11 protein-coding genes are annotated in these 14,981 nt (G+C 61.6%); 7 read left to right on the forward strand and 4 right to left on the reverse strand.

Features of this window, described 5'->3' with window-relative positions:
- Positions 1-233 precede the first annotated feature (233 nt).
- The 6 genes from KQ661_RS22665 to KQ661_RS21150 all read left to right on the forward strand — a co-directional run bounded on the left by KQ661_RS22665 (position 234) and on the right by KQ661_RS21150 (position 8,959).
- Positions 234-1,994: a HAMP domain-containing sensor histidine kinase gene (locus tag KQ661_RS22665; protein ID WP_216690848.1), complete on the forward strand. Its 1,761-nt coding sequence runs from the start codon at positions 234-236 to the stop codon at positions 1,992-1,994.
- Positions 1,995-2,027: 33 nt separating this feature from the next.
- Entirely contained in the window at positions 2,028-4,070 is a 2,043-nt protein-coding gene (locus tag KQ661_RS21130) for a KUP/HAK/KT family potassium transporter (RefSeq protein ID WP_216690847.1), read from the forward strand.
- A 393-nt stretch (positions 4,071-4,463) separates the two neighbouring features.
- Positions 4,464-4,904 carry a hypothetical protein gene (locus KQ661_RS21135; protein WP_216690846.1) on the forward strand — a complete coding sequence of 147 codons (441 nt, stop codon included), beginning with the start codon at positions 4,464-4,466 and terminating at the stop codon, positions 4,902-4,904.
- Positions 4,905-4,988: 84 nt separating this feature from the next.
- Positions 4,989-7,082 carry a phosphate acetyltransferase gene (gene pta, locus KQ661_RS21140; RefSeq protein ID WP_216726977.1) on the forward strand — a complete coding sequence of 698 codons (2,094 nt, stop codon included), beginning with the start codon at positions 4,989-4,991 and terminating at the stop codon, positions 7,080-7,082.
- A gap of 97 nt (positions 7,083-7,179) precedes the next feature.
- Positions 7,180-8,391 carry an acetate/propionate family kinase gene (locus KQ661_RS21145; protein ID WP_216690844.1) on the forward strand — a complete coding sequence of 404 codons (1,212 nt, stop codon included), beginning with the start codon at positions 7,180-7,182 and terminating at the stop codon, positions 8,389-8,391.
- A gap of 133 nt (positions 8,392-8,524) precedes the next feature.
- On the forward strand, positions 8,525-8,959 hold the full coding sequence (locus tag KQ661_RS21150; RefSeq protein ID WP_216728060.1) for a hypothetical protein: 435 nt from the start codon (positions 8,525-8,527) through the stop codon (positions 8,957-8,959).
- 82 nt (positions 8,960-9,041) lie between these two features.
- Here KQ661_RS21150 and KQ661_RS22440 read toward each other — a convergent pair whose 3' ends face one another.
- The 3 genes from KQ661_RS22440 to KQ661_RS21160 all read right to left on the reverse strand — a co-directional run bounded on the left by KQ661_RS22440 (position 9,042) and on the right by KQ661_RS21160 (position 10,811).
- Positions 9,042-9,338, reverse strand: coding sequence for a GAF domain-containing protein (locus KQ661_RS22440; protein WP_226930197.1), 297 nt, complete (start codon positions 9,336-9,338; stop codon positions 9,042-9,044).
- A gap of 3 nt (positions 9,339-9,341) precedes the next feature.
- Positions 9,342-9,602: a hypothetical protein gene (locus KQ661_RS22445; protein ID WP_226930192.1), complete on the reverse strand. Its 261-nt coding sequence runs from the start codon at positions 9,600-9,602 to the stop codon at positions 9,342-9,344.
- Between the two features lie 306 nt (positions 9,603-9,908).
- A complete protein-coding gene (locus KQ661_RS21160; protein ID WP_216690842.1) occupies positions 9,909-10,811 on the reverse strand; it encodes an alpha/beta hydrolase in 903 nt (300 codons plus the stop codon).
- A gap of 572 nt (positions 10,812-11,383) precedes the next feature.
- Between KQ661_RS21160 and KQ661_RS21165 the strand changes: the two genes are divergently transcribed.
- The gene (locus KQ661_RS21165; RefSeq protein ID WP_226930190.1) at positions 11,384-12,094 is read left to right on the forward strand and encodes an IS630 family transposase; all 711 of its coding nucleotides are present in this window, start codon (positions 11,384-11,386) and stop codon (positions 12,092-12,094) included.
- 489 nt (positions 12,095-12,583) lie between these two features.
- Here KQ661_RS21165 and katG read toward each other — a convergent pair whose 3' ends face one another.
- Positions 12,584-14,878, reverse strand: a complete 2,295-nt coding sequence (gene katG, locus KQ661_RS21170; RefSeq protein ID WP_226930187.1) for a catalase/peroxidase HPI — start codon at positions 14,876-14,878, stop codon at positions 12,584-12,586.
- Positions 14,879-14,981: the final 103 nt, after the last annotated feature.

A 14,981-nucleotide genomic window follows, 5' to 3' on the forward strand; every position in this document is an offset into this window, starting at 1 on the left:
CTGGGGGCGGAACCCGGTGCCCCGACCCGCAAGCATATCATTATGACAAACGCACCGGGTCATAATGGCCCAGTGCGCGGCCTTTGAGCGGTAGCGGCAGCGCTTTGAATAAATATAACCTACTGACTATATTTTGGTTATAGTAATTGTAGCACGCCTGGCCCGTTCTGGTCTGGCATTCGCTGCGGCCGGCGCAGTCCTGGGGTGTTCCCATTCTCTTAGCCGGCCGCCTTATGTCACTCAAAGCAAAAATCACCTGGGGATTCGTGGCCATGCTGGTCCTGCTGGTCGGGCTGGGGGGCTACGCCTTCGATACCGTGCACCAGCTGGACCGGAATTCGCGCGCTATTCTGCAGGACAATTTCTACTCGGTGCAGCTGGGCCAGCGCATGTTGCAGGCGTTGGATGAGCTGGCCACCCCAGCCGCCGCGCCAGCCGCCTTGAACCGCTACAGCACGGCGCTTACCCGCGAGGCCGGCAATATCACGGAGCCCGGCGAGCAGCAGCTCGTCGACAGCATGGTGCAGACCCTGGGCCGCTACGAGGATGCCCCGGTCACCCGGGCAGCCACCGTGGCCGAGCTGCGTCGGCACACCCACCACATGGTGGCCCTGAACATGGCCGCCCTCACCCGCAAAAACGAGCAGGCCAACCGCACGGCCACCGCCGCCACCCGCTTTCTGGTAACCCTGCTGACCCTGGGCGCGCTGCTAGCCCTGGCCCTGGTGCTGAGCGTGCCGGAAGCGGCCGTGGGCGGCCTGCGCAAGCTCACGGCCAGCATCGACCACGCGGCGGCGGGCAATTTTTCGGCCAGCATCCCACAGGAAAGTACCGACGAGTTTGGCAGTGTGACCCGGGCCTTTAATGGTTTGCTGATGCACCTCAACGAGTACCGCACGGCCAACCTGGCCGAGCTGCTGACCGAGCGCAACCGGGTGGCCAGCATCGTGCAGACGCTGAAAGAGGGCCTGCTGCTGCTCGATGAAAGCCGGCAGGTGATTGTGGCCAACCCCGTGGCCTGTGCCCTGCTGGGGCTGTCGGAGGCCGAGGTGGTGGCCCGGCCGGCCGAGGAGCTGGCGCAGGCCAACCCGGTGTTTGGCCAGCTGCTGGCCTACGTGCAGCAGCCCGCCGCCCAGCGGGGCAGCACGCCCCTGGCCCTCACCGTGGGAGAAGGGGCTGAGGCCGTATTCTACCAGGTGGGCCTGCACGAGGCCGTTTCATTTAACGCGGCCACTGACCGCATGGAGTTCATCGGCTCCATCCTGGCGCTGCACAACGTGTCGGCCTTCAAGAAGCTGGACCAGACCAAGTCCGACTTCCTGGCCACCATCTCACACGAGCTGAAAACGCCGCTGTCGAGCAGTAATTTCAACCTCAAGCTGCTGCTCGACCAGCGCATCGGGCCGCTCAATGCCGAGCAGGCCGACATCGTGAGCAGCCTGCGGCAGGAAAACCAGCGCCTGCTGCTCTTGGTGAGCGAGCTGCTGACGGTGGCCCGCCTGGAAGCAGGCGCCACCATTGCCCTCGACATGCGCCCCACCGCGCTGGCCGCGCTGGTGGCCGCCGCCACCGAGCCCCTGCAGCTGCAGCTGCGCCCCAAGCACCTGGTGCTGGACGTGCAGCTGCCCCCCAACCTGCCGCCGGTGCGCGCCGACCTGGAAAAGTCGGCCTGGGTGCTGCTCAATCTGCTGGCCAACGCCGTGCGCTACTCGCCCGAGGGTGGCCGGATTATCGTTTCGGCCGCCGCCGAGCCCGACGGCCAGGCGGTGCGGGTGCAGGTGCAGGACGACGGCCCGGGCATTGCCCCGGAGCACCAGCAGCGCATTTTCGAGCGGTTTGCGCAGGGCCCCGGCGCGGGGCCGGAAGCGGCCGCTGGTACCGGCCTGGGTCTGAGCATCTCCCGCGAATTCATCACCAACCAGGGCGGCACGCTGGGCGTGGAAAGCACGCCCGGTGCTGGCAGCACCTTCTATTTCACTTTGCCCGTGGCCTAGCGGCCACCCGATTCTTTCTAATCTCTTTTCGTTATGTCCACGCTCACGGCTGCGCTTCCCACGGAAATCAGCATTCACAAACGCAGCATCACGGTGGCCGGCCTGCTGGTTACGCTCGGCATCATTTTCGGCGACATCGGCACCTCGCCGCTGTACGTGTTCAAGTCCATTCTCGGCGACCGGCCCGTGAGCGAGCTGCTCGTGTACGGCGGCGTGTCGGCCGTTTTCTGGACGCTCACGCTCCAAACCAGCATCAAGTACATCCTGCTCACGCTGGAGGCCGATAACCACGGCGAGGGCGGCATTTTCTCGCTCTATTCGCTGGTGAAGCACCGGGGCCGGTGGCTGCTATGGCCGGCCATCATCGGGGCGGGCACGCTGCTGGCCGATGGCATCATCACGCCGCCCATTTCGGTGTCGTCGGCCATTGAGGGGCTGAGGCTGCTGGACCCCACGTTGACCGAAACGACTATTATCACCATCGTGCTGGTCATTATCACGCTGCTGTTCGCGTTTCAGCAGTTTGGCACCAAGGTGGTAGGGGCTTCGTTCGGGCCCATCATGCTGGTGTGGTTCAGCACCATTGGCTCGCTGGGGCTGATTCAGATTTTCCACCACCCCGCCATTCTCCAGGCGCTGAACCCGCGGTACGCCATCGAGCTGCTGACGGTGTACCCCAAGGGTTTCTGGCTGCTGGGCGCGGTGTTTCTGTGCACCACGGGCGCCGAGGCGCTGTATTCAGACCTGGGCCACTGCGGGCGTAAGAATATTCGGACGGCCTGGCTCTTTGTGAAAACGGCCCTCGTGCTCAACTACCTGGGCCAGGCCGCCTGGACCATGGACCACATGGGCCAGGTGCTGAGCAGCGCCCAGAACCCCTTCTTCCTGATTGCGCCCACCTGGGGCCTGATTCCGCTGATTATCATCGCCACCATGGCCACCATCATCGCCTCGCAGGCCCTGATTTCGGGCTCGTACACGCTGATTTCCGAAGCGGTGAGTTTGAACTTCTGGCCCAAGGTGCGCATCCTGTTTCCTACCGACCAGCGCGGGCAGATTTACGTGCCGAGCATCAACTGGCTGCTGTGGTTCGGCTGCGTGTGCGTGCAGCTCTGGTTCCAGACCAGCAGCAACATGGAGGCGGCCTACGGCTTCTCCATCACGGTGGCCATGCTGATGACCAGCATTTTGCTCTCGCAGTACCTGCGCGGCGTGAAGCACTGGGCCATCCCGGTGGTGGGCCTAATCATGCTGGTGTTTCTGACGGTGGAGTTGTCGTTTCTCATCGCCAACATCACCAAGCTGCTCAACCGGCTGGGCATCCTCGTCTTCGAGTGGGGCCTGATTCTGGGCATGTGGATGGGCTACAAGGGCCGCCAGATTAAGAACCGCTACCTCGACATGACCGACTGGGCCGAAAACTTGCCCATTTTGCAGGAACTGAGCCAGGACCAGACCGTGAGCAAGTACGCCTCGAACCTGGTGTACCTCACGCGCAGCAAAAACGCCCGCCAGATTGAGGCCCGCATTCTCTACTCCATCCTGCGTAAGAAACCCAAGCGCGCCGACCGGTACTGGTTCCTCAACATCAGCATGCTGAATGAGCCCTTTGGCATGCGCTACACCCTGGAAACGTTGGTGCCCGACGTGGCCTACAAAATCAACTTCCAGCTGGGCTTCCGCATTCAGCCGCGCATCAACCTGCTGTTCCGGCGCGTGCTGGAGGACATGGCCGGCAAGGGCGAAATCGACATCACCTCGCGCTATGCCACGCTGCAAAAGCACCGCATGCCCGGCGACTTCCGCTTCGTGGTGCTCGACAAAGTGCTCAGCTTCGACAACCAGCTGTCGTTGAAGGAACGGATTATCCTGCAAGGCTACTTCCTGTTCAACAAGCTGGCCATCAGCGACCAGCAAGCCTTTGGCCTGGACACCAGCGACGTGGCCGTGGAGCTGGTGCCCCTCACCATTCAGCCCCACCGCCCGCTGGAGCTGCAGCGCGTGGCTCCGGAAAACGTTTCGGACCCGGTGCCGGCTGCCGCCCTGGCCGCCGAGGAGCTGGCCCTTAAGATTTGAGGACCCGCGCGGCCATACCCCGAATTTTAGCCGCCGCCCGCAAGGACACCAAAGTGTCGGCGGCGGCGGCCAATTTTTCCCCGTTCGCCAGGCTGCCAGGCGCTGGCCGGAAGTTCGGGTAAGAGCTGCGTTGAAGCCTTGTAGGTAAATCCGTCCCTTTGCGGGAGGGAGTTCGGTACCAAACCGGCAAAAGGCCCGGCAAGCTGGCCGCACTGTCGGCGTCTGCTTCAAAACTATTTCTTTCAGGACTTGCGCAGTCGGCCGTTGGCGAGCGACTGCGACGCGCTGCCCCCCGTGTTCATGTTTTCCGTATAGCCGCCAGGATTGAGCCTGCTGCTCGTCTGTGTCGATGCCATTGTCGGCTTCCTTTCTGAGAAAACGAACCCACCAAGCATGCGTAATACTTTTATCCGCAACGGATTCATTGCCGCCGGACTGGTCAATATTCTGGCCGTGCTGTTCCTGTCGCGGGCTTTCACGAATGCGGTTATTCCGGAAACCGACCCGGTAGTCATGTCCAATTTTGGCTTGCTGATGATTGCCGTCTGGGGGCTGGTTTTTCTGGCCGTGGCTACCCGCTACCAGTACGTGAAGTGGGCCGTGGGCGCATTCGTGGTCGAAAAGCTGGTGTACGCCGTGGTCTGGTTCCGTTGGATTACGACCCACGAGGTGGGCGCCGTGTACGCCAGGGACTTGTTCGCCGGCGTGTTCTACTCGGTTTACGGGCTCAACGACTTTATCTTCTTTCTCTTCTTCGTGGCGGTGTTTTACCAGCTTCACCGCCTGGACGCAAAGCCGCTCAGCGAGGGGGCGTTCAGAGAGCGGAAAATATAGCATGACCTAATTAAAAAATGCAGTTGTTACAGCATAAGCTCAGCCATTGGTCAACGGATGCAGGCAGGACTGCGTTAGGTAAGCATGACGAAAGCTGTTTTCATTGCCGCCGCCGAGCCCTACAGCGGAAAATCGCTGATTACACTGGGGCTGGTAAATATGCTGCTGGGCCAAACGCGACAGGTGGGCTACTTTAAGCCGCTCATCGACTATGACCCCGCCCAGGAGCCCGACCCGCGCTTGGCCACCATCAGCAGCTACTTCAAGCTGCCGTTGCCCGCAGCCGATACCTATGCCTACACCCGCGCCGAGGCTCTGGCACTAATGGAAACCGGCGCGCAGGGCGAGCTGATTGACACCGTGATTCGCCGGTTTAAGTACTGGGAAGACACCTGTGATTTCACGGTGGTGGAGGGCAGCGACTTCGTGGGGCCGGGCACGGCGTTTGAGTTCGACGCCAACGTCTCGATTGCCAAAAACCTGGGCGTGCCTGTTATCCTGGTGGTGTCGGGGCAGGGCAAGAGCACGGCCCAGGTCGTGAGCGCCGTGCTCACCACGCTGCGCAACTTTGAGAGCCGCGAGGTGCCCGTGCTGCAAGTGGTGGCCAACCGCATTGCCCCGGCCCAGGTGGCCGATGTGCAGGCGCTGCTGCGCGACCAGCTGCCGGCCGAAGTGCTGCTCGCCATCATCCCCGACGACCCAAACCTGCTGCACCCGACCATGCGCGAAATCCAGGCTGGGCTGGGGGGCAAGCTGCTGTTTGGGGAGGCGGGCCTGGGCAACCAGGTCGATAACTACGTGATTGGGGCTATGCAGGTGCCCAACTTCCTCAACTACCTCAAGGAGAACGTGCTGATTGTGACGCCTGGCGACCGGGGCGACATCATCGTGTGCGCCCTGCAGGCGGATTTGTCGGCCAATTACCCCAAGGTGGCGGGCATTGTGCTCTCCACCGGCACGGAGCCCGACGAGCCCGTGCGGTTGCTGCTGGAGGGCCTGCCCGATACCGTACCCATTCTGGCCGTAGCCACTGGCACCTTCGAAACCACCACGCGGGTGAGCGCCATCCGCTCGCGCCTCACTCCCGACAATCCCCGGAAAATTCAGCTGGCTATCAGCACCTTCGACCGTTACGTGGACGTGTCGGCGCTGCGGGAAAAGCTGGTCAGCTTCCAGTCCGAGGGGCTCACGCCCCACATGTTCCAGTACCGGCTCCTGCAATGGGCCCGGCGCTCGCGCCGCCACATCGTGCTGCCCGAGGGCAACGACGACCGCATTCTGCGGGCCGCCGCCCTGCTGTTGCACCAGAACGTGGTGGACCTCACCATTCTGGGTGACCCGGCCACGGTGGCCGCCGCCATCAAGCGTCTGGGCCTCACCATGCCACCCGAGCACCTGCGCATCATCGACCCGGTGAACTCGGCCCTGTACGCCGGCTACGTGGAGACATTTTACGAGCTGCGCAAGGACAAGGGTATGAACCACGACATGGCCCGCGACCTGCTGCGCGACGTGTCGTACTTCGGCTCGATGATGGTGTATATGGGCGATGCCGACGGCATGGTTTCGGGGGCGGTGCACACCACGCAGCACACCATCCGGCCGGCGCTGCAGTTCATCAAAACCAAGCCCGGCGTGTCGGTGGTGTCGTCGGTATTTTTCATGTGCCTGCCCGACCGCGTGGCGGTGTTCGGCGACTGCGCCGTGAATCCCAACCCCACCGCCGAGCAGCTGGCCGAAATCGCCATTTCCTCGGCCGATAGCAGCGCGGTCTTTGGCATCGAGCCCCGGGTGGCCATGCTCTCGTATTCGTCGGGCACCTCCGGCGCGGGGGCTGATGTAGAGAAGGTGCGCCAAGCCACCGAGCTGGTGCGCCAGCGCCGCCCCGACCTGAAAGTGGAAGGCCCCATTCAGTACGACGCGGCCGTAGACCCGCTCGTGGGCCGCCTGAAACTACCCGATTCGGAAGTGGCCGGTCAGGCCAGCGTGTTCATCTTCCCCGATTTGAACACCGGCAACAACACCTACAAAGCCGTGCAGCGCGAAACCGGCGCGCTGGCCATTGGCCCGGTCCTGCAGGGCCTGAACAAGCCGGTGAACGACCTGAGCCGGGGCTGCACCGTGGACGATGTATTCAATACCGTTGTTATTACCGCCATTCAAAGCCAGCAGGGCTGATTTGATTATGCGAGCTAATCCCAATTACTCAAACGTTATGCTTCGCTCAGCATGATGTGGCACTGCTCAGCGATTTCAAATTCATAATTGATTAATAGTGAACATTTTCGTTCTCAATTCCGGCAGCAGCTCCATTAAGTATCAGCTGTTTCGCTGGCCGGCCGAGCGGCCCGTGTGCAGCGGACTGGTGGAGCGCGTCGGCTCGGCGCAGGCCACCATTACCCACCAGGTTTTCGACCTGCAGGCCCCCGCCAACCCGCCGGCCGAAACCAAGCTAACCCTGCCGCTGGCCGACCACGAAGCGGGCCTGCACGAAGTGGTGCGCCTGCTCACGGCCGCGCCCGGCGGCATTATTGCAGACCCGGCCGACATTGCGATAGTCGGCCACCGGGTGGTGCACGGGGGCGAAACCTACGCGGCAGCCACGCGCATCACGGCCGCGGTGAAGGTCGAAATCAAGCGGCTGTTTGCGCTGGCCCCGCTGCACAATCCGGCCAACTATGTGGGCATTGAGGTGGCCGAGCGCGTGTTTGCGCAGGCCCGGCAAGTAGCGGTGTTCGATACGGCGTTTCACCAGACCCTGCCCGAACACGCGTTTCGCTACGCTCTGCCCACGGCCCTCTACACCGAGCAGCGCATCCGCAAGTACGGCTTTCACGGCACCAGCCACCAGTACGTGGCCGCGCAGGCTGCCGCTTACCTCCAAAAGCCCGATGCCCGGCTCATCACCATTCACCTGGGCAACGGGTGCAGCATGGCCGCCGTGCGGGGCGGGCAGTCACTAGATACAACCATGGGCTTCAGCCCGTTGGCGGGCCTGGTGATGGGCACCCGCTCGGGGGATATCGACCCTTCGGTGCTGCTGTACCTGCTGGGGCCGCTGGGCTACACCACGGAGCAAGTGAACACCCTGCTCAACAAGGAAAGCGGCATGCTGGGCCTGGCCGGCTCCAACGACATGCGCGACATCGGCGCGGCGCTGGCCGCCGGCGATGCTCGTGCCGCGCTGGCCTACGACGTATACGCCTACCGCATTCGTCAGTACATCGGGGCCTATGCAGCCGTACTCAACGGACTGGATGCCATTGTTTTCACGGCGGGCGTAGGCGAAAACGATGCGCTGGTTCGCACGCGGGTCTGTGAAAATATGGAGTTTTTCGGGCTCACCCTGGACGAGGATAAAAACCAGCAGCGCCTGCCCGGCCTACGGGAGTTGAACCGGCCGGAAAGCCGGGTAAAAATCCTGGTTATTCCAACGGCCGAAGAGTTGGAGATTGCGCGGCAATGCGCGGACCTGCTTAGCAGGTAGTCAGTCATAAGTAGTCAGCAATCACAGAACTGGCACCGGCTGGCTGCCAGTTCCTGGGGGTTACTGGCCACAGTGCATCAACCAGTGTGCATCTTTGCTTAACAAACCTCATTGCCCCTCGCCCCAATGCTGCGTGGGTGGTGCCGTATACCCGCTTAGTGATTTTCTGTCGGCCCAGCGCATTCTTCACGATACCCCCAGCCTCACCATCTCCTACAGCTACGCCGACGACTGGCTGTACCTCGACTGGCCCGGCAAGCTCGATGACGAGTCCGTGATGGCTGGCGCCCTCAAAGTGCTTGAGCTACTGCAGCAGGAGCGGTGCGCCAAAGTGCTGAATGACAACACCCACGTTTCCGGCCTATGGGCCGATGCAGCCAAATGGGGGAGCGACATATTTTTTCCGCAGCTCTACGCGGTTGGCTGCCGCTACTTCTCGTGGGTGCATTCGGCCGAGCGCTACAGCCAGCTTTCGGCCGAGCTGGCCGTGGAACAAACCGCTGCCGGCATAATTTTTATGTCGTTTTCCGACCTGTCCACTGCCTCCGAGTGGCTTCGCAGTATGTGATGGCGAATGGTGCCCCTGGCTTTTTTGCTTCGCCTTAAGCCCCTGGCACCTGCCGCTTTTTGGTGCAGACTATTTGCCGGGTTCAGGCCTTGCGGGCCAGTTGCTGCTTTAACTCGGTCAGCTGCCGGTCATTCTCCTGCGCCGCCAGTCGTGCGGCCAGGCGTAGCTCAATCTCGTCCATCGCAATAGCGGCCATGTCCTGCAATATTAGTTTCTGGCCCTCGGTCAGGTAGCGCTGCTTCTGGTCGATGAGGCAAAACGTGCCCAGCATGTGGCCGTCGTGGGTCTGTAGCGGGGCGGCGGCGTAAAACCGTAGGCCAAACTCGCCTGCTACCAGTGGGTTGGCCAGGTTACGCGGGTCGCGGCGGGCATCCTCCACAATCTAAACCTCCTGCGAAAGAATAGCTGAGTCGCACAGCCCTCCGCCCCGGTCAATCTGCGCCGCGTCCAGGCCGTGGCGCGACTTAAACCAGATACGGTCCTCGTCTACCAGGCTAATGAGGGCTATGGGCATGTTAAAAACCTTGGCCGCCAGCCCGGCCAGGCGGTTCATGCTGCCATCTTCCGGCGTATCCAGAATATTGTAGCGCCTCAACACCTGCAGGCGCGCGGCTTCCGGGGTCGTTCCAATGGTCGTTATCATAGCGCAGGGAAGATAGGGCGGTGGACTGTTATTCGGGCCGAGTTGCTCCCGTGGAGCTTCTCGGCCTTCGTTTAACGCCTACGCACATTTGGAGGGGTATGATAAACGCGCTGCGGAAAAAAAGCAACCCAAAGAGGGCTGCGAACAGCCCAAAGATACCCAAGGTGTCCCTAACGACAAGGGTAATAACAGCGGCTTGAGCAGGGTTGGTCCTCGTCACTGACCAATCAGTATTGAAGCGTAGCGTCCGTACCACGATAGCCGTTTAATGGTTCCGGAAAACGGCCCAATTAGTTCTCTTCGGCTCTACTTCTGATCTAAAAACAGGAATATCTTCCGGTACGCCTCCTCCAGCTCGCTCGCGGAAGGGCTATGGTGACCCTCCGGCACGTAGAGCACGGTGTTTTTTTTCCGGTCCTGCTGGAGCTGGTCCACAAAGCGGGTAAACGTAACGGGCGGTACCTGGTCATCCTGGCCCCCGTGCCAGATAAAAAAGGGCGGGTCGCGCGGGTCCAGATAAGTGAGGGGTTCGTATTGCCGGGTTGTTTCTTTTGGCGCGTACCCGAGGGTTTCGGGGAACAGCGCCAGACCGATTTCTTTCATGACGGGCACCGGATGATTCATGAAAACCGCCTCCACGACGTCAAGCCCGCCCACCGGGCCGGAAAAGTTGACCACGCCGGCAATGTGGATGCCTGGCACGAGGGGGTGCGGGTAGGCGGGGTCATTGGCGGTCACGGCCACCAGGCTGGCGATGTGGGCACCAGCGGAAAAGCCCGTCAGCACAACCCGCTCCAGGTTCAGGGGGTAGGCGCTACGGTGCGCCGCCAGGAAGTTGAGGGCCAGCGTTAAATCTTCCGAGGCCACGGGAATGCCCCGCTTGAGCCGGTAGTTGAGGTTAACGACGGTGACGCCTTTCTTCAAATAAGGCTGAATGTACCGTTCTTCCCTGGCTTTGTCGCTGAGGTAATATCCTCCGCCATGCAGGAAAACAACGGTGTAGTTTTTGGCGTGGCGCTTCGCACCGTCGGCCGAGCGGTAAACGTCCATGGTCTGCTCCTTGTCGGCCCCATAGGGCACATCCTTGGTCACGACGTAGGTAGTCTGAACTTGGTCCGGGGTTTTGTCGGCCACGGCCGCCAGTTTCATGGAACAGGAGGCCGTGGCCATCGTAGCGGCCACGCGGAGCCAAATCAGGGGGGAGTGCATAAGAGCGAAGCGTTGAGCGAAAGCGAGCGGATGTGGCCCCTGCCGTTTAAGGCGGGGTTGCAGAGCAGCGGAGGCCACTGCCCCGTTCCCGGCGGGGCTAAAAGTAAGTACGGGCCGGCCTTGTTCTGAAAAGGGGTGCCAAAGTGGTCGGAATGGCAAACGAGCGTATCATTTCAGTGCGCCCCTGTCCGTCCACTTGCCCTACTACTTCGAAACCGGCTCGGTATCAGACAGCATGAGCCGGTTCGGCCCAGCGGGCTCCAGGTAACTGAGGACTGCTTAGAGCGGTTTCGAAGATAGTGTACGTGCTTTAGCTTTAGGCATATATTCGGAAATGAAAGCGTATTCACAAGATTTGCGGGAACGCGTGGCGGCGGCATGCGCCGAGCCGGGGGCCAAAACATACCAGGTCGCGGCTCGTTTTTGCGTGTCCCTATTGTTCACCGACAAGCTCTTGCGCCGCCAACGCACGAGCGGCTCGGTGGCCGAGTTGCCCCGTCATCCCGGCCCGGTCCCGCGCCTGGACGCGGCGGGCGACGAGCGCCTGCTGGCCTGCCTGCGGGCGCAACCCGATGCCACGCTGGCCGAAATCGGGCAGGCGCTGGTGGCGGCCGGCGGCCCCTCGTTGCAGCGCACGGCCGTGTGGCAGGCCGTGGAACGCCTGGGCTGGGGACGCAAAAAAAAGCGTCCACGCCGCAGAACGCGATACCGCGCGCGTCGTCGCCTTGCGCCGCTTGTTTATCGAAGCCATCCAGGAAGAAGAGGTGACTCGTTTTGTCTTCGTAGGTGAGACGAGCACGAACCTGACCTATTGCCGCCGCTACGGCCGGGCCCCAGCCGGCCAGCGTCTGGGCCAGGCCGTGCCGCTGCACGGCGGTCCGAACGGGACGCTCATCGCCGCCCTCACCCCTGAGGGCCTCGGGGCGCTGCTCACCGTCGAGGGAGCCGTTAATGGCGACGTGTTTGCCGCCTATCTCGACCAGGTGCTCGGCCCCACCCTGCGGCGGGGTGACGTGGTGGTCCTCGATAATCTGTCGGTGCATAAAGTGGATGGCCTGGCCGAAATCGGGGGGGGATATGGCGTGCGGCTGCGCTACCTGCCGCCCTATTCGCCCGATTTCAACCCAATTGAGCTGGCCTTCAGCAAGCTCAAAACCTGGTTGCGCCCCCTCAAAGCACGTACCCGCGACGCGCTTGAGCAGGCCATTATAGCGGCTGCCGCGTGGATATCCGACCAGGATGCCAAAAACTGGTTTGACCATTGCGAATATCATGTACAGTAACACCGAAACTGCTCTAAATGTGTTTTTCGGCACGTTAGCGTAGGCATTGCCGGCTCCGCCGCTGGTGCTGGCCCAGTGGCTCATGTCGGTCCAGGCGCCGGTATTGCCCACCCAGTAGTAGCTGGCGGCGCGGGCAGTTGCACTCAGGCCCAGCAGGCAAAGCATTAGGTAGAAGCACCTTAGCGCGGCGCTGACCAGGCAAGAGCCAGGTAAAGAAAATCGCATAAAGTATTCCGTGATGCCGGTTGCTAGGCCAGCCGGGTGCCAAAGACTATTAAATCAACAAATACCTGATAGACAGGTTATTGCTAATTATTTCAGTTGATTGTTTCTCCTGAGTGTGGCGTATTGTTCCAGCATCGGGAGCCGGGAATTGAGTTGCATCAGGGAAAGCAGCAAAGAGCAAGAGGCCCTGTCTTTATTGAAAACGACGCAAAGGGCATCGTTTTCAATAAAGACAGGGCCTCATAATCTCCGGTGGAGTCGGCGTTAAACTTTCACGTCGTAGCGGTCGAGCATCATCACCTTATCCCACGCCTTCACAAAGGCCTTCACGAAGCGCTTGTGACCATCGCTGCCAGCGTACACTTCCGCCACGGCGCGCAACTGGCCGTTGGAGCCGAAGATGAGGTCGGACCGAGTGGCCACGAAGCGGCTTTCACCCGTCGCGCGGTTGTCGAGCGAGAAGGTCATGCCCTTCGCGTCCGCCTTCTTCCAATCGAATTCCGTGCTTGTGAGTACGGTGAAGAAATCATTGGTAAGCACCCCCACGCGGTCGGTAAAGATGCCGTAGGGGGAGCCGTCGTGGTTGGCGTTCATGGCCCGCAAGCCGCCCGTCAGCGCTACCCACTCCGGCGAGGTGAGCGAGAGGAGCTGCGCCTTATCGAGGAACATCTCTTCTGGAGAAACGTCCTGCGAAATTTCGCCAAACCCCTTGTCGAGGTAGTTGCGGAATCCATCGGCCACGGGCTTGAGCCACGTAAACATCTCAATGTCGGTGAGTTCCTGCGTGGTGTCGCGGCGGCCCGGCGTGAAGGGCACCTCGGTTGCAACGCCCGCATCGGCCGCTGCTTTCTCGAGCGTGGCGCAGCCGCCCAGCACGATGAGGTCGGCGAGCGATACTTTCTTGCCACCCTGCTGCTGGCCGTTAAATTCGTCCATTACCGTGCGCAGGGCCGCAATAACCGGTACCGTGCGGCGGTTGACCGCCCAATCTTTTTGCGGGGCCAGCGCGAGCCGCCCGCCATTGGCCCCGCCGCGCTTGTCGCTGCTGCGGTGCGTGACGGCGGCCGAAAACGCGGTGTACACCAAATCAGACCCGGAAATACCCGCTGCCATAATCGACTTCTTCAGCGCCGCGATTTCCGCTGCTTCGATTACAGGGTAGTCGGCCACCGGGATGGGGTCCTGCCAGAGCAGGTCGTTCTCGTTCACCTTCTCGGCCCCGAGGTAGCGCTCGCGCGGGCCCATATCGCGGTGGGTTAGCTTGTACCAGGCCTTGGAAAAGGCCTGGGTGAAGGCGTCGAAATCGTTAAGGAATTTCTCGCACACCTTGCGGTATTCGGGGTCCTCCTTAAGGGCGATATCGGTCGTCATCATCATCAGGGCATTCATCTGGCCGGGGATGTGCGCGTCGGGCGTTTTGGGCGCATTCTTGTCAACCGGGGTCCACTGCAGGGCACCGGCCGGGCTCTTGGTCTGCTCCCATTCAAACTTGAACAGGTTGATGAGGTAGTCGTTGTCCCACTGGGTGGGGTTTGGCGTCCAGCTGCCCTCAATGCCGTTGGTCATCGTGTTTTCGGCATTGCCCGAACCTTTGGGGTTGTGCCAGCCCAGGCCCATCTGCTCCATCGGCGCAATCTCGGGCTGTGCCCCGATTTCGGCGGCTGGCACCATGCCGTGGCTCTTGCCGAAGGCGTGGCCGCCGGCAATAAGGGCCACGGTTTCCTCGTCGTTCATGGCCATGCGAGTGAACGTAATCCGAATATCATGGGCCGAGCCCAGCGGGTCGCCCTTCCCGTAGGGGCCTTCGGGATTCACGTAAATCAGGGATTGGAAGGAAGCTGCCAGCGGGTTTTCGAGGTCGTAGTCGGCATCGCCGTTCTGGCCGCGCCAGCGCTTGTCGCGCGACACCATGCTGTCGGGCGTGTTTACTTTCTTGCCGTCCCACACCTCGGGGCCCCAATAAGTGGCGTCGTCGGCCTCCCAGGCATCATGGCGGCCACCGGCGAAACCGTAGGTGGGGAAGCCCATGATTTCTAACGCGCAGTTACCAGTCAGCACAATAAGGTCGGCCCAGGACAGGGCGCTGCCGTATTTCTGCTTGATGGGCCAGATGAGGCGGCGCGACTTGTCGGTGTTGCCATTGTCCCACCAGCTGCTGATGGGTGCGAAGCGCTGCAGCGCCTCCCCGGCACCCCCGCGGCCGTCGGCAATGCGGTAGGTACCGGCCGAGTGCCAGGCCATGCGAACCATCTGCGGGCCGTAGTTGCCGTAGTCCGACGGCCACCAATCCACCGAAGAAGTCAGGAAGCCTTTGATTTCCTGCTTCAGCGCCTCCAGGTCGATGGCGTTGAATGCCTCGGTATAGTTGAAATCTTCACCGAGCGGATTGGCACCCGGGGCATTGTGGTGCAGCAGCTCCACGCGCAGCCGGTTGGGGTACCAGTCGGACAGGGTGGGCGAAGCGCCTTCGGCGCCGCCGATGCGGTCGCCGCCGAAGGGACATTTTCCGCCCATTTCGAATGTTTTGGTGTCGGTCTTGTCGTTGGTTATGTGCATCATACTGGTTTCGTGAAATGTCGTCGAATCTTGTTAGGCCGTTGGTGGCGCGCCGCTGCATCACTAAGCAGCAACGCTTCAGGTTATTGTGAATCAAAAATCGCTG

The sequence above is a fragment of the Hymenobacter siberiensis genome, assembly GCF_018967845.1.
GTDB classification, from domain to species: domain Bacteria; phylum Bacteroidota; class Bacteroidia; order Cytophagales; family Hymenobacteraceae; genus Hymenobacter; species Hymenobacter siberiensis.

What these genes read in the sequence shown, in the direction of transcription:
- KQ661_RS22665 (WP_216690848.1), top strand. Translation starts at nt 234, where the DNA reads ATGTCACTCAAAGCAAAAATCACCTGGGGATTCGTGGCCATGCTGGTC.
- KQ661_RS21130 (WP_216690847.1), top strand. Translation starts at nt 2,028, where the DNA reads ATGTCCACGCTCACGGCTGCGCTTCCCACGGAAATCAGCATTCACAAA.
- KQ661_RS21135 (WP_216690846.1), top strand. Translation starts at nt 4,464, where the DNA reads ATGCGTAATACTTTTATCCGCAACGGATTCATTGCCGCCGGACTGGTC.
- pta (WP_216726977.1), top strand. Translation starts at nt 4,989, where the DNA reads ATGACGAAAGCTGTTTTCATTGCCGCCGCCGAGCCCTACAGCGGAAAA.
- KQ661_RS22445 (WP_226930192.1), bottom strand. Translation starts at nt 9,602, where the DNA reads ATGATAACGACCATTGGAACGACCCCGGAAGCCGCGCGCCTGCAGGTG.
- KQ661_RS21160 (WP_216690842.1), bottom strand. Translation starts at nt 10,811, where the DNA reads ATGCACTCCCCCCTGATTTGGCTCCGCGTGGCCGCTACGATGGCCACG.
- KQ661_RS21165 (WP_226930190.1), top strand. Translation starts at nt 11,384, where the DNA reads ATGCCACGCTGGCCGAAATCGGGCAGGCGCTGGTGGCGGCCGGCGGCC.
- katG (WP_226930187.1), bottom strand. Translation starts at nt 14,878, where the DNA reads ATGATGCACATAACCAACGACAAGACCGACACCAAAACATTCGAAATG.